At 66.4% G+C, this 21,214-nt stretch carries 21 protein-coding genes; 20 read left to right on the top strand and 1 reads right to left on the bottom strand.

All coding sequences use genetic code 11. The annotated features are described in order from the left end of the window. Positions 1 to 32: 32 nt before the first annotated feature. Genes AC3A6R_RS05535 through AC3A6R_RS05455 form a run of 17 tightly spaced genes read left to right on the top strand, consistent with a single transcriptional unit; the run spans position 33 to position 15,938 of the window. Entirely contained in the window at positions 33 to 392 is a 360-nt protein-coding gene (locus AC3A6R_RS05535; protein ID WP_012748607.1) for an NADH-quinone oxidoreductase subunit A, read from the top strand. 15 nt (positions 393 to 407) lie between these two features. Then, a complete protein-coding gene (locus tag AC3A6R_RS05530) occupies positions 408 to 887 on the top strand; it encodes a NuoB/complex I 20 kDa subunit family protein (protein ID WP_280815972.1) in 480 nt (159 codons plus the stop codon). A 12-nt stretch (positions 888 to 899) separates the two neighbouring features. Then, positions 900 to 1,511: an NADH-quinone oxidoreductase subunit C gene (locus tag AC3A6R_RS05525; protein ID WP_487858044.1), complete on the top strand. Its 612-nt coding sequence runs from the start codon at positions 900 to 902 to the stop codon at positions 1,509 to 1,511. A 1-nt stretch (position 1,512) separates the two neighbouring features. Further along, entirely contained in the window at positions 1,513 to 2,766 is a 1,254-nt protein-coding gene (locus tag AC3A6R_RS05520) for an NADH-quinone oxidoreductase subunit D (RefSeq protein WP_487858043.1), read from the top strand. Between the two features lie 10 nt (positions 2,767 to 2,776). Then, positions 2,777 to 3,322 carry an NADH-quinone oxidoreductase subunit NuoE family protein gene (locus AC3A6R_RS05515; protein WP_487863925.1) on the top strand — a complete coding sequence of 182 codons (546 nt, stop codon included), beginning with the start codon at positions 2,777 to 2,779 and terminating at the stop codon, positions 3,320 to 3,322. Beyond that, a complete protein-coding gene (gene nuoF, locus AC3A6R_RS05510) occupies positions 3,322 to 4,662 on the top strand; it encodes an NADH-quinone oxidoreductase subunit NuoF (RefSeq protein WP_487863924.1) in 1,341 nt (446 codons plus the stop codon). Before AC3A6R_RS05515 ends, nuoF begins: the two co-directional genes overlap by 1 nt. Positions 4,663 to 4,682: 20 nt before the next feature. Next, positions 4,683 to 6,845, top strand: a complete 2,163-nt coding sequence (gene nuoG, locus AC3A6R_RS05505) for an NADH-quinone oxidoreductase subunit NuoG (RefSeq protein ID WP_487863923.1) — start codon at positions 4,683 to 4,685, stop codon at positions 6,843 to 6,845. Continuing rightward, the gene (gene nuoH, locus AC3A6R_RS05500; RefSeq protein ID WP_487858039.1) at positions 6,842 to 7,918 is read left to right on the top strand and encodes an NADH-quinone oxidoreductase subunit NuoH; all 1,077 of its coding nucleotides are present in this window, start codon (positions 6,842 to 6,844) and stop codon (positions 7,916 to 7,918) included. The genes nuoG and nuoH overlap by 4 nt, the downstream gene beginning before the upstream one ends. A gap of 17 nt (positions 7,919 to 7,935) precedes the next feature. Continuing rightward, complete coding sequence (gene nuoI / locus AC3A6R_RS05495) at positions 7,936 to 8,460, top strand: NADH-quinone oxidoreductase subunit NuoI (RefSeq protein ID WP_487858038.1); 525 nt, start codon at positions 7,936 to 7,938, stop codon at positions 8,458 to 8,460. A 37-nt stretch (positions 8,461 to 8,497) separates the two neighbouring features. Then, positions 8,498 to 9,163, top strand: a complete 666-nt coding sequence (locus AC3A6R_RS05490) for an NADH-quinone oxidoreductase subunit J (RefSeq protein WP_487858037.1) — start codon at positions 8,498 to 8,500, stop codon at positions 9,161 to 9,163. After that, positions 9,160 to 9,468: an NADH-quinone oxidoreductase subunit NuoK gene (gene nuoK / locus AC3A6R_RS05485; protein WP_487858036.1), complete on the top strand. Its 309-nt coding sequence runs from the start codon at positions 9,160 to 9,162 to the stop codon at positions 9,466 to 9,468. The genes AC3A6R_RS05490 and nuoK overlap by 4 nt, the downstream gene beginning before the upstream one ends. A gap of 15 nt (positions 9,469 to 9,483) precedes the next feature. Further along, positions 9,484 to 11,517 carry an NADH-quinone oxidoreductase subunit L gene (gene nuoL / locus AC3A6R_RS05480; RefSeq protein ID WP_487863922.1) on the top strand — a complete coding sequence of 678 codons (2,034 nt, stop codon included), beginning with the start codon at positions 9,484 to 9,486 and terminating at the stop codon, positions 11,515 to 11,517. Between the two features lie 25 nt (positions 11,518 to 11,542). After that, positions 11,543 to 13,018, top strand: a complete 1,476-nt coding sequence (locus tag AC3A6R_RS05475) for an NADH-quinone oxidoreductase subunit M (RefSeq protein WP_487863921.1) — start codon at positions 11,543 to 11,545, stop codon at positions 13,016 to 13,018. A gap of 24 nt (positions 13,019 to 13,042) precedes the next feature. Further along, entirely contained in the window at positions 13,043 to 14,530 is a 1,488-nt protein-coding gene (nuoN, locus tag AC3A6R_RS05470) for an NADH-quinone oxidoreductase subunit NuoN (RefSeq protein WP_487863920.1), read from the top strand. A gap of 20 nt (positions 14,531 to 14,550) precedes the next feature. After that, positions 14,551 to 14,856, top strand: a complete 306-nt coding sequence (locus AC3A6R_RS05465) for a DUF2818 family protein (RefSeq protein WP_487863919.1) — start codon at positions 14,551 to 14,553, stop codon at positions 14,854 to 14,856. Between the two features lie 10 nt (positions 14,857 to 14,866). Beyond that, on the top strand, positions 14,867 to 15,475 hold the full coding sequence (locus AC3A6R_RS05460; protein WP_487858031.1) for an NUDIX domain-containing protein: 609 nt from the start codon (positions 14,867 to 14,869) through the stop codon (positions 15,473 to 15,475). A gap of 7 nt (positions 15,476 to 15,482) precedes the next feature. Continuing rightward, on the top strand, positions 15,483 to 15,938 hold the full coding sequence (locus AC3A6R_RS05455) for a DUF1178 family protein (RefSeq protein ID WP_487858030.1): 456 nt from the start codon (positions 15,483 to 15,485) through the stop codon (positions 15,936 to 15,938). A 31-nt stretch (positions 15,939 to 15,969) separates the two neighbouring features. Here AC3A6R_RS05455 and AC3A6R_RS05450 read toward each other — a convergent pair whose 3' ends face one another. Continuing rightward, positions 15,970 to 17,754: an ABC transporter transmembrane domain-containing protein gene (locus tag AC3A6R_RS05450; protein ID WP_487858029.1), complete on the bottom strand. Its 1,785-nt coding sequence runs from the start codon at positions 17,752 to 17,754 to the stop codon at positions 15,970 to 15,972. A 79-nt stretch (positions 17,755 to 17,833) separates the two neighbouring features. On the opposite strand from AC3A6R_RS05450, the gene AC3A6R_RS05445 reads away from it, so the two are divergent. The 3 genes from AC3A6R_RS05445 to AC3A6R_RS05435 are packed head-to-tail and all read left to right on the top strand — an operon-like array spanning position 17,834 to position 21,196. Next, positions 17,834 to 18,367 (top strand): MarR family winged helix-turn-helix transcriptional regulator, encoded by a 534-nt coding sequence (locus AC3A6R_RS05445; RefSeq protein WP_487858028.1) that lies wholly within the window; start codon positions 17,834 to 17,836, stop codon positions 18,365 to 18,367. Then, positions 18,360 to 19,841: an efflux transporter outer membrane subunit gene (locus AC3A6R_RS05440; RefSeq protein ID WP_487858027.1), complete on the top strand. Its 1,482-nt coding sequence runs from the start codon at positions 18,360 to 18,362 to the stop codon at positions 19,839 to 19,841. Before AC3A6R_RS05445 ends, AC3A6R_RS05440 begins: the two co-directional genes overlap by 8 nt. Positions 19,842 to 19,879: 38 nt before the next feature. Beyond that, on the top strand, positions 19,880 to 21,196 hold the full coding sequence (locus AC3A6R_RS05435) for an EmrA/EmrK family multidrug efflux transporter periplasmic adaptor subunit (protein ID WP_487858026.1): 1,317 nt from the start codon (positions 19,880 to 19,882) through the stop codon (positions 21,194 to 21,196). The last annotated feature ends 18 nt before the right edge of the window (positions 21,197 to 21,214 follow it).

Here is a 21,214-nt window from a genome sequence, read left to right as displayed (position 1 = left end):
TTCTGCCGGTGGCAAGCGGTGAAAAATTCCCGATGAACCTCGATTCCTATCTCCCCGTCCTTTTGTTCATTCTGGTCGGTGTCGGTGTAGGCGTCGCGCCACAGGTCATCGGCTACATCCTGGGGCCCAACCGGCCCGACGCAGCGAAGAATGCACCTTACGAGTGCGGCTTCGAGGCCTTCGAGGATGCGCGCATGAAATTCGACGTGCGCTATTACCTCGTCGCGATTCTCTTCATCCTGTTCGATCTCGAGATCGCCTTCCTGTTTCCGTGGGCCATTGCGCTCAAGGAAATCGGCGCCGTCGGCTTCTGGGCCATGATGATCTTTCTCGCCATCCTCGTCGTGGGCTTCGCCTACGAGTGGAAAAAAGGCGCGCTCGACTGGGAATGACAAGGAAGCTACAAAATGGCCATTGAAGGCGTCATGAAAGAAGGCTTCGTCACGACCACCTACGACACGGTGGTGAATTGGGCGAAGACCGGATCACTTTGGCCGATGACTTTCGGCCTTGCATGCTGTGCCGTCGAGATGATGCACGCGGGCGCGGCCCGCTACGACATCGATCGCTTCGGCATGCTGTTTCGTCCGAGCCCGCGCCAGTCCGATCTGATGATCGTGGCCGGCACGTTGTGCAACAAGATGGCGCCGGCGCTGCGCAAGGTCTACGACCAGATGCCCGAGCCGCGCTGGGTGTTGTCGATGGGTTCGTGCGCCAATGGCGGCGGCTACTACCACTACAGCTACTCGGTGGTGCGCGGCTGCGACCGCATCGTGCCCGTCGACGTCTATGTGCCGGGCTGCCCGCCGACGGCCGAGGCGCTGCTCTACGGGATCATCCAGCTGCAGCAGAAGATCCGCCGCACCAACACCATTGCGCGCGCCTGAGGAACTGCCCTGATGACCGACTTTGCGATTTCTCCAGAGGCGCTCCAGGCGACTCTGGTGCAGACCCTGGGTGCCAAGGCCAAGCGCGTGACGGTTGCGCTCGGCGAGGTGACGGTGGTCGTGGCTGCCGCCGACTACATCGACGCCGCGCTGCTGCTGCGCGATGCGCCCGGCTGCCGCTTCGAGCAGCTGATCGACCTCTGCGGCATGGACTACTCGGACTACCGCGAAGGCGAGTGGGAGGGCGCGCGTTATTGCGTCGTCGCCCACCTGCTGTCGGTGAGCCTCAACCAGCGTGTGCGGCTCAAGGTGTTCGCCGAGAGCGACGACCTGCCAGTCGTCGATTCGCTGCAGCCGGTGTGGAGTGCCACTACCTGGTTCGAGCGCGAGGCCTTCGACCTCTACGGCATCGTGTTCGAGGGGCATGACGACCTGCGCCGCATCCTGACCGACTACGGCTTCATCGGCCATCCGTTCCGCAAGGATTTCCCGGTGTCGGGCCACGTCGAGATGCGCTACGACGAAGAACAGAAGCGCGTGGTCTACCAGCCGGTGTCGATCGAGCCGCGAGAGATCACTCCGCGCGTGATCCGCGAAGACAACTACGGCGCCGGACTCCACTGACATGGCCGAAATCAAGAACTACACCCTCAACTTCGGCCCCCAGCATCCCGCGGCACACGGCGTGCTGCGCCTCGTGCTGGAGCTCGACGGCGAAGTGATCCAGCGCGCCGATCCGCACATCGGCCTGTTGCACCGTGCGACCGAGAAGCTGGCCGAATCGCGCACCTTCATCCAGTCGCTGCCGTACATGGACCGTCTCGACTACGTGTCGATGATGAGCAACGAGCACGCCTACTGCCTCGCCATCGAGCGGATGATGGGCCTCGATGTGCCGGAGCGCGCGCAGTACATCCGTGTGATGTTCGCCGAGATCACCCGCCTGCTGAACCACCTGCTTTGGCTCGGCGCGCACGGGCTCGACTGCGGTGCGATGAACATGCTCATCTACTGCTTCCGCGAGCGCGAGGACCTGTTCGACATGTACGAGGCGGTCTCGGGCGCGCGCATGCATGCGGCCTATTTCCGTCCGGGCGGCGTCTACCGCGACCTGCCCGACGCGATGCCGCAGTACAAGGTCAGCAAGATCAAGAACGCCAAGGCGATCGAGAAGCTCAACGAGAACCGCCAGGGCTCGCTGCTCGACTTCATCGACGACTTCTGCAAGCGCTTCCCGAAGATGGTCGACGAGTACGAGACGCTGCTCACCGACAACCGCATCTGGAAGCAGCGCACCGTGGGCATCGGCGTGGTGACGCCGGAGCGCGCGCTGAACCTCGGCTTCACGGGTCCGATGCTTCGCGGCTCGGGCGTCGAGTGGGACCTGCGCAAGAAGCAGCCATACGACGTCTACGACCGCATGCAGTTCGACGTGCCCGTCGGGCGCACCGGCGATTGCTATGACCGCTACCTCGTGCGCGTGGAAGAGATGCGCCAGGCCAACCGGATCATCCAGCAGTGCTCGGCCTGGCTGCGCGTCAACCCGGGCCCGGTCATCACCGACAACCACAAGGTCGCCGCGCCTGCGCGCGAATCGATGAAGGCGAACATGGAGGAGCTGATCCACCATTTCAAGCTCTTCACCGAAGGCTTCCACGTGCCCGAAGGCGAGGCGTATGCCGCCGTCGAGCATCCGAAGGGCGAGTTCGGCATCTACCTCGTGAGCGACGGCGCCAACAAGCCGTATCGCCTGAAGATCCGTGCGCCCGGTTTCCCGCATCTCGCCGCCCTCGACGAAATGTCGCGCGGTCACATGATCGCCGACGCTGTCGCGGTGATCGGCACGATGGACATCGTGTTCGGCGAAATCGACAGGTGAGAAAGAGCGAATGACTTCCTCGACCCACCACGACACGGCGCCCTCGGCGCCTTCTGCTCCTTTGAGGGCCGACATTCTCGAGCGCTTCGCGCGCGAGGTCGCCAAGTACCCCGAGGCCGGCAAGCAGTCGGCCGTGATGGCGTGCCTGGCCATCGTCCAGCAGGACGAGGGCCACGTGAGCATCCCGCGCGAGCGCGAGATCGCCGACTACCTGGGCATGGCGCCGATCGCCGTGCACGAGGTCACGACCTTCTACAACATGTACAACCAGCATCCGGTGGGCCGCTTCAAGCTCAACGTGTGCACCAACCTGCCGTGCCAGCTGCGCGACGGCGCCACCGCGCTCGTGCACCTCGAGAAGAAGCTCGGCATCAAGATGGGCGAGACCACGGCCGACGGCCTGTTCACGCTGCAGCAGAGCGAATGCCTTGGTGCCTGCGCCGATTCGCCGGTGATGCTGGTCAACGACCGCACGATGTGCAGCTTCATGAGCAACGAGAAGCTCGACCAGCTCGTCGACGGCCTGCGCGATTCGGCCAAGGGAGAGGCTGCATGATGTCGCCCGAACAAGTGCTCCAGCAGTTCCGCGCCACGGGCGTGCAGACCTGCTTCCACAATCGCCACCTCGAGCCGCAGATCTATGCCGGCCTCGACGGCACCAACTGGCGCCTGGCCGACTACGAGGCGCGCGGCGGCTACCAGGCGCTGCGCAAGATCCTCACCGAAGGCCTCACGCCCGACCAGGTGATCGCCGAAGTCAAGGCCTCGGGTCTGCGCGGCCGCGGCGGCGCGGGCTTCCCGACCGGGCTCAAGTGGAGCTTCATGCCCCGCCAGTTCCCGGGCCAGAAGTACCTCGTGTGCAATTCCGACGAGGGCGAGCCGGGCACCTGCAAGGACCGCGACATCCTGCAGTTCAACCCGCACATCGTGATCGAGGGCATGGCCATTGCGGCCTACGCCATGGGCATCAGCGTGGGCTACAACTACATCCACGGCGAGATCTTCCAGAGCTACGAGCGCTTCGAAGAGGCGCTCGAGGAAGCGCGCGCGGCGGGCTACCTCGGCGACAACATCATGGGCAGCGCGTACAGCTTCCAGCTGCATGCGTCGCATGGCTTCGGCGCCTACATCTGCGGCGAGGAAACCGCGCTGCTCGAGTCGCTAGAAGGCAAGAAGGGCCAGCCGCGCTTCAAGCCGCCGTTCCCGGCGAGCTTCGGCCTCTACGGCAAGCCCACCACCATCAACAACACCGAGACCTTCGCGGCGGTGCCCTGGATCATCCGCAACGGCGGCCAGGCCTACCTCGAGTGCGGCAAGCCGAACAACGGCGGCACCAAGATCTACTCGGTGAGCGGCGACGTCGAGCTGCCCGGCAACTACGAAGTGCCGATGGGCACGCCGTTCTCGAAGCTGCTCGAGCTCGCGGGCGGCGTGCGCAAGGGCCGCACGCTCAAGGCCGTGATTCCCGGTGGATCGTCGGCGCCGGTGCTGCCGGCCGAGATCATGATGCAGTGCACGATGGACTACGACTCCATCGCCAAGGCCGGCTCCATGCTGGGCTCGGGCGCCGTGATCGTCATGGACGACAGCCGCTCGATGGTCGAGTCGCTGCGCCGCCTCTCGTACTTCTACATGCACGAATCCTGCGGCCAGTGCACGCCGTGCCGCGAGGGCACGGGCTGGCTCTACCGCGTGGTCGACCGCATCTACAACGGGCAGGGCAGGGCAACCGACATGGACCTGCTCAACTCCGTGGCCGACAACATCCAGGGCCGCACCATCTGCGCGCTGGGCGATGCCGCGGCCATGCCGGTGCGCGCCATGATCAAGCACTTCCGCCACGAGTTCGAGGCACTGATCCCGGGCTATGTCCCGAAGGCGCCTGTTCAGGCCTGAGCGCGAGAAGAAACACACTCATGATCGAAATCGAACTCGACGGCAAGAAGGTCGAAGTGACCGAAGGCAGCATGGTGATGCATGCGGCCGACAAGGCGGGCACGTACATCCCGCACTTCTGCTATCACAAGAAGCTCAGCATCGCGGCCAACTGCCGCATGTGCCTGGTCGACGTGGAGAAGGCGCCCAAGCCGATGCCGGCCTGCGCCACGCCCGTGACGCAGGGCATGATCGTTCGCACCAAGAGCGAGAAGGCCATCAAGGCCCAGCAGTCGGTGATGGAGTTCCTGCTGATCAACCATCCGCTCGACTGCCCGATCTGCGACCAGGGCGGCGAATGCCAGCTCCAAGACCTGGCCGTGGGCTACGGCGGCTCTTCCTCGCGCTACGAGGAAGAGAAGCGCGTCGTGTTCCACAAGGACGTCGGCCCGCTGATCAGCATGGAAGAAATGAGCCGCTGCATCCATTGCACGCGCTGCGTGCGCTTCGGCCAGGAAGTGGCCGGCGTGATGGAGCTCGGCATGATCCACCGCGGCGAGCATTCCGAGATCACCACCATCCTCGGCGAGACCGTGGATTCCGAACTCTCGGGCAACATGATCGACCTGTGTCCGGTCGGTGCGCTCACGAGCAAGCCGTTCCGCTACAGCGCTCGTACTTGGGAGCTGTCGCGCCGCAAGTCGGTGAGCCCGCACGATTCGACCGGCGCGAACCTGATCGTGCAGGTCAAGAACAACCGCGTGATGCGCGTGGTGCCGCTCGAGAACGACGACGTCAACGAATGCTGGATCGCCGACCGCGACCGCTTCTCGTACGAGGCGCTCAACGGCCCCGAGCGCCTCACGCAGCCCATGCTCAAGCAGGGCGGCCAGTGGCAGCAGGTCGACTGGCAGACCGCGCTCGAGTACGTCGCCAACGGCCTCAAGCAGATCAAGGCCGACCACGGCGCGCAAAGCATCGGCACGCTCGTGAGCCCGCACAGCACGCTCGAGGAGCTCAAGCTCGCGGCCATGCTCACGCGCGAGCTCGGCAGCGACAACATCGACTACCGCCTGCGCAACGCCGAGTTCCCGGCATTCGAAGGCGTGCGCTGGCTCGGCACTTCGGTCGCATCGCTGTCGCAACTGCAGCGTGCGTTCGTCATCGGCTCGAACCTGCGCAAGGACCATCCGCTGTTCGCGCTGCGCATCCGCGAAGCCGTGCGCAAGGGTGCGGCGCTGTCGGTGCTGACCTCGCAAGGCCTGCTGGCCGATCCCGAGGCATGGGCCATGACCGTGGCCCAGGCCGCCGTCGTCGACGCCGGCCAATGGGTCGAGGTGCTCGCAGGCGTTGCCGCGGCGATCGGCCAGACCACGGGCGTCACATCGCCGCTCGCACCCGCCAACGCACCCGACGACACCGCCAAGGCCATCGCGGCTTCGCTGCTCGGCGGCGAACGCAAGGCGATCCTGCTCGGCAACGCCGCGGCGCACCATGCGCAGGCCAGCAGCCTGCTGGCCCTCGCGAACTGGATCGGCGCGCAGACCGGCGCCACCGTCGGCTACCTGACCGAAGCCGCCAACACCGTGGGCGCACAGCTCGTGGGTGCGTTCCCGAAGAACGGCGGCCTCGATGCCGGGCGCATGCTCGCGGCCGGTTCGGGCCTCAAGGCGGTGCTGCTGCTCAACAACGAACCGGTGTTCGACTCGGCTGCGGGCGCCGCGGCCGCCGACACCATCGGCAATGCCCAGATGGTCGTCACGCTGAGCCCATTCAAGGCCAACCTCGAATTCAGCGACGTGCTGCTGCCGATCGCGCCGTTCACCGAAACGCCGGGCACCTTCGTCAATGCCGAAGGCCGCGTGCAGAGCTTCCATGCCGTCGTCAAGCCGCAAGGCGAGGCGCGTCCGGCCTGGAAGGTGCTGCGCGTGCTCGCGAACCTGCTCGGCCTGCCGGGCTTCGCCTTCGAATCGACCTCGGAAGTGCTCGCCACGGTGGGTGACAACGGCGCGCTGCCGGCCGGTGCGCTGGCCAACGCCACCGCCGCAAAGGCCGTGGCCGCCGACGCGGGCCTGCCCGCGCCCGTGGTCGCGAGCATCTACCAGCTCGATTCGATCGTGCGCCGCGCGCCGTCGCTGCAGCTCACCGCCGATGCGCGCAGTGCATCGGCCGCACCGGCCCGTGCCGAGGAGGCCTTGGCATGATCGACGCACTGCACGCTTTCGGCCAGGGCCTGGTTCAGGCCGGCTGGTGGACCGGCATGGCCTGGCCCGTGATCTGGACGCTCATCAAGATCATTGCGGTCGTGATCCCGCTGATGCTCGCCGTCGCCTACCTCACGCTCTGGGAGCGCAAGGCCATCGGCTTCACGCAGATCCGGGTCGGGCCGAACCGCATCGGGCCGCTGGGCCTGCTGCAGCCGATTGCCGACGCGCTCAAGCTGATGACCAAGGAAATCATCCTTCCGACGGTTGCCAACAAGGGCCTGTTCCTGCTCGGTCCGATCATGACGATCATGCCGGCGCTCGTCGCGTGGGTCGTGATTCCCTTCGGTCCCGACCAGGCGCTGGCCAACATCAATGCCGGCCTGCTGTTCGTGATGGCCATCACCTCGCTCGAGGTCTACGGCGTGATCATCGCCGGCTGGGCCTCGAACTCGAAGTACGCCTTCCTGGGCGCGCTGCGCGCGTCGGCCCAGATGGTGAGCTACGAGATCGCGATGGGCTTCTGCTTCGTCGTGGTGCTGATGGTCTCGGCCAGCCTCAACATGACCGACATCGTGACGGGGCAGGGCAAGGGCATGTTCGCGGACATGGGCATCGGCTTCCTGTCGTGGAACTGGCTGTCGCTGCTGCCGATCTTCGTCGTCTACTTCATCTCGGGCCTGGCCGAAACCAACCGCCATCCCTTCGACGTGGTCGAGGGCGAGTCCGAGATCGTCGCGGGCCACATGATCGAGTACTCGGGCATGAGCTTCGCGATGTTCTTCCTGGCCGAGTACGCCAACATGTGGCTGGTCTCGATCCTGTGCGTCGTGCTGTTCCTCGGTGGATGGCTGCCGCCCTTCGAGTTCCTCGCCTTCATTCCGGGCTGGATCTGGCTCGGCATCAAGACCTTCTGCGTGGTCACCATGTTCCTGTGGGTCCGCTCGACCTTCCCGCGCTTCCGCTATGACCAGATCATGCGGCTCGGCTGGAAGATCTTCATTCCGGTCACGCTCGTGTGGCTGGTGGTGGTCGGTGCCTGGATGCAGACCCCGTTCAATATCTGGAATTAACTGGAAGCGCCAACATCATGTCTGCGCACACCGCAACCACCACCGCGTCCGCACCGTTCTCGCTCAAGGACTTCCTGAGCAGCTTCATGCTGCTCGAGCTGTTCAAGGGCCTGGCGATCACGGGCAAGTACGCCTTCGCACGCAAGATCACCGTGCAGTTCCCCGAAGAGAAGACGCCGCTGTCGCCTCGCTTCCGGGGCCTGCATGCGCTGCGCCGCTATGAGAACGGCGAAGAGCGCTGCATCGCCTGCAAGCTGTGCGAGGCCGTGTGCCCCGCGCTCGCGATCACGATCGAATCCGACGTGCGCGACGACGGCTCGCGGCGCACCACGCGCTACGACATCGACCTGACCAAGTGCATCTTCTGCGGCTTTTGCGAAGAGAGCTGCCCGGTCGATTCGATCGTCGAGACCCACATCTTCGAATACCACGGCGAAAAGCGCGGCGACCTGTACTTCACCAAGGACATGCTCCTGGCGGTGGGCGATCGCTACGAAAAAGAAATCGCGGCGAACAAGGCGGCCGACGCCAAGTACCGCTGATCCGATCGGCCCGAACCCCGTACCCATCCGAATTCCAATGGACGTCAAGACCGGTCTGTTCTATCTGTTTGCCGCGGTGCTGCTGTTCGCGGCATTCCGCGTCATCACCGCACGCAATCCCGTGTACGCCGCGCTGTACCTGGTGCTGGCCTTCTTCCAGGCCTCGGCCATCTGGCTGCTGCTGCGTGCCGAGTTCCTTGCGATCGCGCTCGTGCTCGTCTACGTGGGGGCGGTGATGGTGCTGTTCCTGTTCGTCGTGATGATGCTCGACATCAACATGGACGGCTTGCGGCAGGGCTTCTGGAAGCACTTCCCGCTGGCCGCCGGCGTGGGCGCGCTCATCGCGCTCGAGATGGCCGCGGTGCTGATGGGCGGCTTCCGCCTGTCCGAGGCGCCGCGCGCGGCGACCGAGGCCGCGGCCAACAGCTCGAACACGCTCGAGCTCGGCAAGTTGCTGTATTCGGAATATCTGTATCCGCTCGAGATCGCAGCTGTGATCCTGCTCGTGGCCATCGTGGCGGCCATTGCCCTGACGCTGCGCACCCGCAAGGACAGCAAGTACGTCAACCCGGCCGACCAGGTGCGCGTGAAGGCGCGCGACCGCGTGCGCATCGTGCAGATGTCCGCCACGCGCGCGGCCGAGCCCGTGGTGGAAGCACCAGCCGCCGCCGACGCGCCTGCAGCAAAGGAAAACAAGGCATGACGCTCACGCTCGGACACTTTCTCTCGCTCGGCGCGATGCTCTTCGCGCTGTCGGTGATCGGCATCTTCCTGAACCGCAAGAACCTCATCGTGCTGCTGATGGCGATCGAGCTGATGCTGCTCGCGGTGAACATGAACTTCGTGGCGTTCTCGTACTTCCTGGGCGACATGCACGGCCAGATCTTCGTGTTCTTCATCCTGACGGTGGCGGCGGCCGAGTCGGCCATCGGCCTCGCGCTGCTGGTCCTGTTGTTCCGCAACAAGTCCAACATCAACGTCGATGAGCTCAACACGCTCAAGGGATAACGACAAGAACTCACCATGAGCGCAACCCTCTCTGCATCCACGCTGCTGGCCGTTCCGCTGGCACCCCTGCTCGGCGCGGTCCTCGCGGGCCTGTTCGGCACCAAGTTCGCCGGCAACCACATCGGCCGCAAGGTCACGCATTCGCTGACGATCCTCGGCGTGCTCGTCGCATTCGTGATCTCGGCCATGACGCTGAAGTCGGTCATCGTCGACGGCGCCCGCTTCAACGAGACCATCTACGAATGGATGATGGTCGGCGGCCTCCGGATGGAGGTCGGCTTCCTTGTCGACGGCCTCACCGCCATGATGATGTGCGTCGTGACCTTCGTGTCGCTGATGGTGCACATCTACACCATCGGCTACATGCAGGAAGACGAGGGCTACAACCGGTTCTTCGCGTACATCTCGCTCTTCACCTTCTCGATGCTGATGCTCGTCATGAGCAACAACATGCTCCAGCTGTTCTTCGGTTGGGAAGCGGTGGGCCTGGTGTCGTACCTGCTGATCGGCTTCTGGTTCAACCGGCCGACCGCGATCTTCGCGAACATGAAGGCGTTCCTGGTCAACCGCGTGGGCGACTTCGGCTTCATCCTCGGCATCGGCCTGATCGCGGCCTATGCGGGCACGCTGAACTACGGCGAAGCCTTTGCCAAGGCCGACACGCTGGCCGGCATCACCTTCCCGGGCACCGAATGGATGCTCGTGACCGTGATCTGCATCTGCCTGTTCATCGGCGCCATGGGCAAGAGCGCGCAGTTCCCGCTGCACGTGTGGCTGCCCGACTCGATGGAAGGCCCGACCCCGATCTCGGCACTGATCCACGCGGCGACCATGGTGACAGCGGGCATCTTCATGGTGGCGCGCATGTCGCCGCTGTTCGAGCTCAGCGACACGGCGCTGTCGTTCATCCTCGTGATCGGTGCCATCACCGCGCTGTTCATGGGCTTCCTGGGCATCATCCAGAACGACATCAAGCGCGTGGTCGCGTACTCCACGCTGTCGCAGCTCGGCTACATGACGGTGGCGCTCGGCGCCTCGGCGTACTCGGTGGCGGTGTTCCACCTGATGACCCACGCCTTCTTCAAGGCGCTGCTGTTCCTCGGCGCCGGCTCGGTGATCATCGGCATGCACCACAACCAGGACATCCGCTGGATGGGCGGCGTGCGCAAGTACATGCCGATCACCTGGATCACGTCGCTGCTGGGCTCGCTTGCGCTGATCGGCACGCCGCTGTTCTCGGGCTTCTACTCGAAGGACAGCATCATCGAAGCGGTGAAGGAAAGCCATCTCTGGGGCGCGCAGTTCGCGTACTGGGCGGTGCTGGCCGGCGTGTTCGTGACCGCGTTCTATTCGTTCCGCATGTACTTCCTGGTGTTCCACGGCAAGGAGCGCTACGACCAGAACCCCGATGCCCACCATGACGACCATGGTGCACACGGCGACGACGGCCATGGCCACCACGACCACAAGCCGCACGAATCGCCGATGGTGGTGTGGCTGCCGCTGGTGCTCTTGGCCATTCCGTCGGTCGTGATCGGCTACTTCACGATCGAGCCGATGCTGCACGGCGACTTCTTCAAGGACGCGATCTTCGTGGACGCCGCGAAGCACCACGCCATGAAGGAACTCGGCGAGGCCTTCCACGGCCCGATGGCGATGGCCCTGCACGGCCTGCAGACGGCGCCGTTCTGGCTGGCGCTCGCGGGGGTGGTGCTCTCGTACTACATGTACATGGTCAACCCGGCGCTGCCGACCGCCATCAAGCGCGGCTTTGGGCCGGTCTATCGCCTGCTCGAGAACAAGTACTACCTCGACTGGATCAATGAGAACATCGTGGCGCGCGGCGCGCGCGCGCTCGGCACCGGCCTCTGGAAGGGCGGCGACCAGGCGCTGATCGACGGTGCCGTGGTCAACGGTTCCTGGAAGCTCATCGGCCGCCTCGCGGGCGTGGTGCGCTGGCTGCAGTCGGGCTTCATCTATCACTACGCCTTCGCGATGCTGCTCGGCATCTTCATCCTGATGACGTACTTCGTCTGGTTCAAACGCTGAGTCCAAGCGCTGGAGAAAAAGAAAAATGGGTTTGTTGAGCCTTGCCATCTGGGTGCCGATCGCATTCGGCACCGCGCTGCTGGCGTTCGGCCGCGACGAAAACGCCCGGGGCGTGCGCTGGGTAGCGCTCGTCGGCGCCATCGCGAGCTTCCTGGTGACCGTGCCGCTCTTCACCGGCTTCGAGAACGGCACTGCCGCCATGCAGTTCGTCGAGAAGGCGAGCTGGATCACGCGCTTCAATGTCAGCTACCACCTGGGCGTGGACGGCCTCTCGCTCTGGATGGTGCTGCTGACGTCGTTCATTACTGTCGTGGTGGTGATCTCGGCCTGGGAAGTGATCACCGAGCGCGTCAACCAGTACATGGGCGCGTTCCTGATCCTGTCGGGCCTGATGATCGGCGTGTTCTCCGCGCTCGACGGCATCCTGTTCTACGTGTTCTTCGAAGCCACGCTGATCCCGATGTACCTGATCATCGGCATCTGGGGCGGCCCGAACAAGATCTACGCGGCGTTCAAGTTCTTCCTCTACACGCTGCTCGGCTCGCTCCTGATGCTGGTGGCGCTGATCTACCTGTACAACACCTCGGGCGGCAGCTTCGACATCCTGACCTGGCACAAGCTGCCGCTGGATGGCACCGCGCAGACCTTCCTGTTCTTCGCCTTCTTCGCCGCCTTTGCCGTCAAGGTGCCGATGTGGCCGGTCCACACCTGGCTGCCCGACGTGCACGTCGAGGCGCCCACGGGCGGCTCGGCCGTGCTGGCGGCGATCATGCTGAAGCTCGGCGCCTACGGCTTCCTGCGCTTCTCGATGCCGATCGCCCCCGATGCGTCGCACGAATGGGCCTGGCTCATGATCGCGCTGTCGCTGATCGCGGTGATCTACGTTGGCCTCGTGGCGCTGGTGCAGCAGGACATGAAGAAGCTCGTGGCTTATTCGTCGATCGCGCACATGGGCTTCGTGACGCTCGGCTTCTTCATCTTCAACGAACTCGGCGTGTCGGGCGGCATCGTGCAGATGATCGCGCACGGCTTCGTGTCGGCCGCGATGTTCCTGGGCATCGGCGTGCTGTACGACCGCGTGCATTCGCGCCAGATCGCCGACTACGGCGGCGTGGTCAACACCATGCCCAGGTTCGCGGCCTTTGCGCTGCTGTTCGCCATGGCCAACTGCGGCCTGCCGGGCACGGCCGGCTTCGTGGGCGAGTGGATGGTGATCCTCGGTGCGGTCAAGTTCAACTTCTGGATCGGCCTGGCGGCCGCCACCGCACTGATCTTCGGCGCGGCCTACACCCTGTGGATGTACAAGCGCGTCTACCTCGGCCCGGTCGGCAACGACCACGTCAAGGAACTCACCGACATCAATGCCCGCGAGTTCCTGATGCTCTCGCTGCTGGCGATCGCGGTGCTGTGGATGGGCCTCTATCCGAAGCCCTTCACCGATGCGATGGACGCGTCCGTGGTCGAGCTGCTGCGCCATGTCGCAGTGTCGAAACTGCCTTGATGCCACGCTGAACAAGAGAACGAGATGATTGACAAACTCAGCTGGGTCGCGATCTACCCCGAAATCGTGCTGCTGGCCATGGCCTGCATCATTTTGCTGGTCGACCTGTCGACCACGAGCCCACGCCGCACGCGCACCTATGTGCTCACGCTGCTCACGCTCGCTGTGGTGGCGGTGCTGACCGGCCTCGCGGCCAACGACGGCAAGACCGTCTACGGCTTCGGCGGCATGGTCGTGAGCGACCCCATGGGCAACTGGCTCAAGTGCTTCGCCACGCTGGCGCTGATGGTCACGCTGGTCTATGGCCGCCCGTATGCGGCCGACCGCGAGATGCTGCGCGGCGGCGAACTGTTCACCATCAGCATGTTCGCGCTGCTGGGCATGTTCGTGATGATCTCGGGCAGCAACTTCCTACTGATCTACCTCGGCCTCGAACTGCTCACGCTGTCGAGCTATGCGCTTGTGGCGCTGCGCCGCGACAACGCGGTGGCCAGCGAGGCGGCCATGAAGTACTTCGTGCTCGGCGCGATGGCGAGCGGCTTCCTGCTCTACGGGCTTTCGATGATGTACGGCGCGACCGGCTCGCTCGACGTCAACGAGGTGTTCAAGATCATCGCGAGCGGCAAGGTCAACCACCAGGTGCTGGTGTTCGGCCTGGTGTTCATCGTGGCGGGCCTGGCGTTCAAGGTCGGCGCGGCACCGTTCCACATGTGGGTGCCCGACGTCTACCAGGGCGCGCCGACGGCGGTCACGCTGCTGATCGGTGCGGCGCCCGAGCTGGCTGCGTTCGCCATCATCATCCGCCTGCTGGTCGAGGGCCTGCTGCCGCTTGCCTTCGACTGGCAGCAGATGCTGGCCGTGCTGGCCATCGCGTCGCTCGTGATCGGCAACCTGGCCGCGATCGCGCAGACCAACCTCAAGCGCATGCTGGCCTATTCGACCATCGCGCAGATGGGCTTCATGCTGCTCGGCCTCGTGGCGGGCGTGGTCAACGGCAACACCTACAACGCGCAGTTCGCGTACAGCGCCTCGATGTTCTACATCGTGACCTACGTGCTGACGACGCTCGCGAGCTTCGGCATCATCCTGCTGCTGGCACGCGAAGGCTTCGAGAGCGAGGAGATCACCGACCTCGCGGGCCTGAACCAGCGCAGCCCGCTGTACGCTGGCGTGATGGCCGTGGCGATGTTCTCGCTCGCGGGCCTGCCGCCGCTGGTCGGCTTCTACGCCAAGCTCGCGGTGTTGCAGGCGCTGATTGCCTCGGGCCAGGCGATCTACATCGGCCTCGCGGTGTTCGCGGTGGTCATGTCGCTGATCGGTGCCTTCTACTACCTGCGCGTGGTCAAGGTCATGTACTTCGATGCGCCTGTCACCGTCAGCACCGTGTCGGCACCGCGCGACGTGCGCGTCGTGCTGTCGGCAAACGGCCTGCTGATCCTCGTGCTGGGCATCGTGCCGGGCGGCCTGATGGCGCTGTGCGCCAAGGCCATCGTGGCCACGTTGGCCAACTGATTCCGGACTGAGCACGCTCGGTGTCGCAAACCGCATCGGTCTGGGTCGTGCTGCTGGTGGCCCTGGTGGCCGCCAACCTGCCGTTCCTCAACGAACGGCTGTTCGGCGCCGTGCCGCTGGCCACGCAGGCCAAGCCGCTGGCCGTCCGCTTCGCGGAACTGGTGGTGATGTACTTCATTGCCGGCGGCGTCGGCCTGCTGTTCGAACGCAGGGCAGGGCAGATCGCGCCGCAGGGCTGGGAGTTCTATGTGGTGACCGGCGCGCTCTTCATCGTGCTGGCCTTCCCGGGGTTCACCTGGCGCTACTTGATGAAGCACAGGCACTGAAACTGAAGAAATGACTTCTTCTCCAATCGCCGATTCGCACCTGAGGGAAGAACGCACGGGCAGCGAGATGCTGCTCGAGGGCAACTTCCTCAAGGTCTGCCGCGACACGGTGCGCCTGCCCGACGGGCACAGCGCGACGCGCGAGTACGTGATCCATCCGGGCGCCGTCGTCGTGGTGCCGCTGCTCGACGACGGCCGGGTGGTGATGGAGCGCCAGTACCGCTATCCGGTCGAGCGCGTGATGGTCGAGTTTCCGGCCGGCAAGCTCGATGCGGGCGAGGACCCCTTCGTCTGCGGGCGCCGCGAACTGCTCGAGGAAACCGGCTACACCGCGCGCGAATGGGCCCATGCAGGCGCCATGCACCTGGCGGTGGCCTATTCCACCGAGATCATCCATATCTACTTTGCGCGCGGCCTCTCGCTCGGCGAGCGCCAGCTCGACCACGGCGAGTTTCTCGACGTGTTCACCGCCACGCCGCAGGACGTGGCGCTCTGGTGCCGCGACGGCACGATCACCGATGCAAAGTCGCTCACCTGCGCGCTCTGGCTGCAGAACGTCCTTTCGGGGGCATGGGCTCTGGACTGGCAGGCCGCCCCGGAACAAGGCGGCGCGGGATAATCCGCGCATGAAGGTTCTCGATCTCCGATGCACGCACGGCCACGGCTTCGAAGGCTGGTTCGCGTCCAATGAGGCATTCGAGTCCCAGCTCGCCGCCGGGCTGGTCGAGTGCCCGATCTGCGCCGACACAGGCATCGTCAAGCTGCTGAGCGCCCCGCGCCTCAACCTAGGCAACCCCAGGCCGCCCGAAGCGGCCTCGGCGCCGTCGAAGTCGCAGCTGCCCGCCGAGTTGCCACAGTCGCCCGAGGCGCGCTGGATGCGCGCCGTGCGCGAGGTGCTCGCCAGGACCGAGGACGTCGGCGACCGCTTTGCCGACGAAGCCCGCCGGATGCACTACGGCGAAGCCGAGGAGCGCGGCATCCGTGGCCAGGCCACGCCCGAGCAGACGGTCGCGCTGCTCGAAGAAGGCATTCCCGTGCTGCCGCTGCCGATCCCGGCCGCGCTCAAGGAAACCCTGCAGTAGTCAAACCGCTGGGCCTTTCGTTCACAGCTTTTCAGCTCGTGAACTGCAGCGCGGCCAGCCGCGCATAGACCCCGCCCTGCGCCACCAGCGCCGCATGCGTGCCCTGTTCGACGATGCCGCCGTGGTCGAGCACCACGATGCGGTCGGCGCGCTGCACTGTCGCAAGCCGGTGCGCGATCACCACCGTCGTGCGGTTTTCCATCGCCGACTCGAGCGCGGCCTGCACCATGCGCTCGCTTTCCGCGTCGAGCGCGCTCGTGGCCTCGTCGAGCAGCAGCAGGGGCGGGTTCTTGAGGATCGCGCGCGCGATCGCAATGCGCTGGCGCTGCCCGCCCGACAGTCGCACGCCACGCTCGCCGAGGAAGGTGTCGTAGCCCTCGGGCAGCGCGCTGAGGAAGTCGTGCGCGAAGGCTGCACGGGCCGCGGCATGCACCTCGTCGGCGCTCGCCTCGGGCCGGCCGTAGCGGATGTTCTCGAAGGCGCTGGCCGAGAAGATCACCGCATCCTGCGGCACCAGGCCGATGCGCGTGCGCAGGTCGGCGAGCGCGAGCCCGGCGAGCGGCGCGCCGTCGAGCAGCAGCCCGCCCGACTGCGGGTCGTAGTAGCGCAGCAGCAACTGGAACACCGTGCTCTTGCCCGCGCCGCTCGAACCCACGAGCGCCACCGTCTCGCCGGGGGCCACGTCGAGGCTGAAGTCCTTCAGCGCCGGTGTCCCGGGCCGTGAAGGATAGTGGAATGTCACCGCGTCGAAGCGGATCGTGCTGCCTGCGGCGGGCGTCGGCGCCATGGCCGGGCTGGGCGGCGACACGATGGCCGAGGGCGCGTGGAGCAGCTCCATGAGCCGCTCGGTGGCGCCGGCCGCACGCAGCAGGTCGCCGTAGACCTCGCCGAGCACCGCGGTGGCCGCCGCGAGGATCGCGACATACACCACCGTCTGGCCCAGGTGGCCGGCCGTGATGTCGCCGCGCAGCACCGCCTGCGTGCCCTGGTACAGGCCCCACAGCAGCGCCGCCGAAGTGGCGATGATGATGAAGGCCACGAGCACCGAACGCGCGCGCGTGCGCCGCACGGCGGTGCCGAACGCGTTCTCGGTCGAGGCGCGGAACCGATCGGCCTCGCGCGCCTCGGCCGTGTAGCTCTGCACCACGGGAATGGCATTGAGCACCTCGGCCGCGATCGCACTCGCGTCGGCCACCCGGTCCTGGCTGGCGCGCGAGAGCTTGCGCACGCGGCGACCGAACCACATGCTTGGCAGCACCACCAGCACCAGGATGCCCATCACCTGCACCATCACGTAGGGATTGGTCCAGATCAGCACCGCGAGCGCGCCCACGCCCATCACCGCATTGCGCAGCCCCATGCTGAGCGACGAGCCCACCACCGTCTGCACCAGCGTGGTGTCGGCCGTCAGGCGCGACAGCACCTCGCCGGTCTGCGTGGTTTCGAAGAAGGCCGGGCTCTGGCGCAGCACGCGCTCGTAGACCGCATTGCGCAGGTCGGCCGTGACGCGCTCGCCGAGCCAGCTCACCGTATAGAACCGGGCGGCCGAGAAGAGGCCCAGCGCCACCGCCACCGCGAACAGGGCGCCGAAGTGCTCGCGCAGCGCCATGGTCTGCGCGCCCTTGTCGCTGCTGACCAGGCCGCCGTCGATCAGGCTGCGCAGCGCGAGCGGAAACGCCAGCGTGGTGACCGCTGCCATGACAAGAAAGATGCCGGCGAGCGCGATCTGCACGCGGTAGGGCCGAAGAAAAGGGCCCAGGCCCGAGAGCGATCGGGGTGAGCCCTTGGCCGGCGAGGACAGGGGAGGAGATGCCATGCGGCGATTCTAACGAGCGACCTTTGCCGTCTCAAAGGTAGCCTTGACAATGATTGCCTCGGCAATTAATATTTCGGCCATGAGCGATGCAGATACCCCGCAGGGCACCCAGGCCCCGGCTTCCAACCGCGAGCCGGCCGATTTCTATCGTCCCGAGACCTACCGGGCCGAGGACAGCATCGGCTACCTGATGCGCCGCATCGTGAGCTCGGTCGCGCAATCGGTGGAAACCGGGCTGTGCGAACCGGGCGGGCCGACCTATCCGCAATGGATGCCGCTCTACAAGCTGCACGTGGGAGCGGCCACCACGGTGGCCGAACTGGCACGCGCCTGCGAACTCGATGCGGGCGCAATGACGCGCCTGCTCGACCGTCTGGAGGCCAAGGGCCTGTGCCGCCGCGTGCGCTCGCTCGAAGACCGCCGCGTGGTCAACATCGAACTCACCGACGAAGGCCGCGCCGCCGCCAAGGAGGTGCCGCATGTGCTGTGCCGCGTGCAGAACGATGTCCTCGCGGGCTTCAGCAAGGAAGAGTGGGTGCAGCTCAAGGGCTACCTGCGCCGCGTGCTCGACAACGCACAGACCCTCTCGGCCCGTGGAGAAAAGAATGACTGAATCCTTCGCCGCGCGCGCGATGCGCCGCACCCCCGTGGTTGCCGCCGCGCTGCTCGTGGTGGCGTTGGCCGGCTGTGCCGACATGGGCGGCATCCGATCCCAGGCCACGCTGCGCGACGCCACGTCGCTCGGCATCGCCGCCGACACCCATGCCGCCGCCATGCCGGCCGTCGACAGCCACTGGTGGCGCGCCTTCGGCGATGCGCAGCTCGATGGCCTCGTCGACCGCGCGCTGGCCGGCAACCCGAACCTCCAGGTCGCCCGGGCGCGCCTCGCGCGGGCCCAGGCGTCGGTCGACATCGCCGGCGCGGCGCTGAAACCCCGGGTCGATGCCACGCTCGACCTGAAGCGCCAGAAGTTCAACAGCAACTACATCTATCCCGCGCCGCTCGGCGGCTCGACCCAGAACACCGGCCTGCTGCAGCTCGGCGCGAGTTGGGAGCTCGACTTCTTCGGCAAGCACCGCAGCGCGCTCGATGCGGCGATCGGCAGCGCCAACGCCGCGGCCGCCGAGGCCGATGCCGCGCGCGTGCTGCTGGCCAGCAACGTGGCGCGCAGCTACTTCCAGTGGGCGCGCCTGAACGAACAGCTCGGCGTGGCCCAGCGCACGCTGGCGCAGCGCGACGAGACGCTGAAGCTCGTGCGCGACCGCGTCGCCGCCGGCCTCGACACGCGGCTCGAGCTGCGCCAGAGCGAAGGCGGCCTGCCCGAGGCGCGCCAGCAGATCGAGGCGCTCAACGAGCAGATCGCGCTGCAGCAGCATGCGCTCGACGCGCTCGTGGGCCAGCCCGGCGCCACCGCGTCGCTGAAGCCGCCAATGCTCGAGGCCGTCAAGCCGATCGCGCTGCGCCCCGACATGCCCGCCGACCTGCTCGGCCGGCGCGCCGACATCGCGGCCGCGCGCTGGCGCGTCGAGGCGGCCACGAGCGACGTGGCGAACGCGCGCACCCAGTTCTATCCCAACGTCAACCTCACCGCCTTCGTCGGCTTCCAGAGCTTGGGGTTGGGCAAGCTGCTCAAGTCGGGCAGCGAGCAGTGGGGCGTTGGCCCCGCGGTCCATCTCCCGATCTTCGAGGGTGGCCAGTTGCGCGCCAACCTGCGCGGCAAGGCAGCCGACCTCGATGCCGCGATCGAGAGCTACAACGCCACCGTGCTCGACGCAGTGCGCGATGCGGCCGACCAGGTGTCGAGCGCGCAGTCGATCACGCGCCAGCAGGCCGAGCAGCGCGCCGCGCAGGCCGCGGCGGAGGGCGGCTACGAAATCGCCGTGCAGCGCTACCGCGCAGGCCTCGGCAACTACCTCAACGTGTTGACGGCAGAAACCGCTGTGCTCTCGCAGCGCCGGCTGGCGGTCGACCTCGCCGCGCGCGCACTCGACACCCAGGTCGGCCTGGCGCGTGCGCTCGGCGGCGGTTGGCAGGCGCCTTCCATCGCGACCGCCGCCGCGCCGTCGCCAGGGGCCGCACCGAACTGAGCGCGCCGTCGACCAACTTCGGAAAGAACTTCATCACCATGAACGACAACAACACACCGACGCCCGCTGCACCCGCAGCCTCCCTCGCAACCGAAGCCCCGGCCGGCAACGGCAAGCGCCGCCGCGCACTGACCGCACTCGCGGCCGTGGTGATCGTGGCCGGCAGCGGCTGGGGCCTCTACGAATGGCTGGTCGCCAGCCACTACGAAGAGACCGACAACGCCTACGTGCAAGGCCACGTGATCCAGATCACGCCGCAGATCGGCGGCACCGTGATGGCCATCAACGCCGACGACACCGACTTCGTGAAGGCCGGCCAGCCGCTGGTGCAGCTCGACCCCGCCGATGCGAAGGTCGCGCTCGAGCAGGCCGAGGCCGCGCTGGCGCAGGCCGTGCGCCAGGTGCGCACGCTCTATGCCAACAACGGCTCGCTGGCGGCGCAGGTGTCGCTGCGCCAGGCCGACATCGCCAAGGCGCAGAGCGACGTCGCCAAGGCCCAGGACGACCTGCAGCGCCGCCGCTCGCTCACGGGCAATGGCGCGGTCTCGAAGGAAGAACTCAACCATGCCGAGACGCAACTCGCCAACGCGAAGAGCGCGCTGGCGGCGGCGCAGGCCGGCGTGCTCGCCGCGCGCGAGCAGCTCGCGAGCAACCAGTCGCTGACCGAGGGCACCACGGTGGCCGAGCATCCGAGCGTGCTGGCTGCCGCCGCCAAGGTGCGCGAGGCCTACCTCGCGACGCAACGCGTCGCGATGCCCGCGCCGGTCGACGGCTACGTCGCGCGCCGCACGGTGCAGCTCGGCCAGCGCGTGGCGGCCGGCACGCCGATGATGTCGATCGTGCCGCTCAACCAGCTCTGGGTCGATGCCAACTTCAAGGAAGTGCAACTGCGCAACATCCGCATCGACCAGCCCGTGAAGCTCACGGCCGACGTCTACGGCAAGAAGGTCGAATACACCGGCCGTGTGGCGGGCCTGGGCGTGGGCACGGGCAGCGCGTTTGCGTTGCTGCCGGCGCAGAACGCGACCGGCAACTGGATCAAGGTGGTGCAGCGCGTGCCGGTGCGCATTGCGCTCGACCCCGCGCAGCTCAAAGCCAACCCGCTGCGCATCGGCCTGTCGATGCTGGCCGAGGTCGACATCACGCAAAAGGACGGCAAGATGCTGGCCGATGCGCCGCGCACCACGCCGCTCTCGCAGACGCAGGTCTACAGCCGGCTCGACCACGGCGCCGATGCCGAGGTGGACCGCATCATCGCGGCCAACCTCGGACGCGGAGCGGCGGCCGGCCATGCCGCGAAGCCGGCCGCCGGCACGAAGCAACAGCAGCTCGCCTCTCAATCGCATCCCGGCTGATCGCCGCCGGACCCCGAG

It is taken from the genome of Variovorax sp. Soil_C_19, from assembly GCF_057657255.1.
Note: the sequence above shows the minus strand (reverse complement) of the source record. Positions and strands in the feature narration are given on the sequence as shown.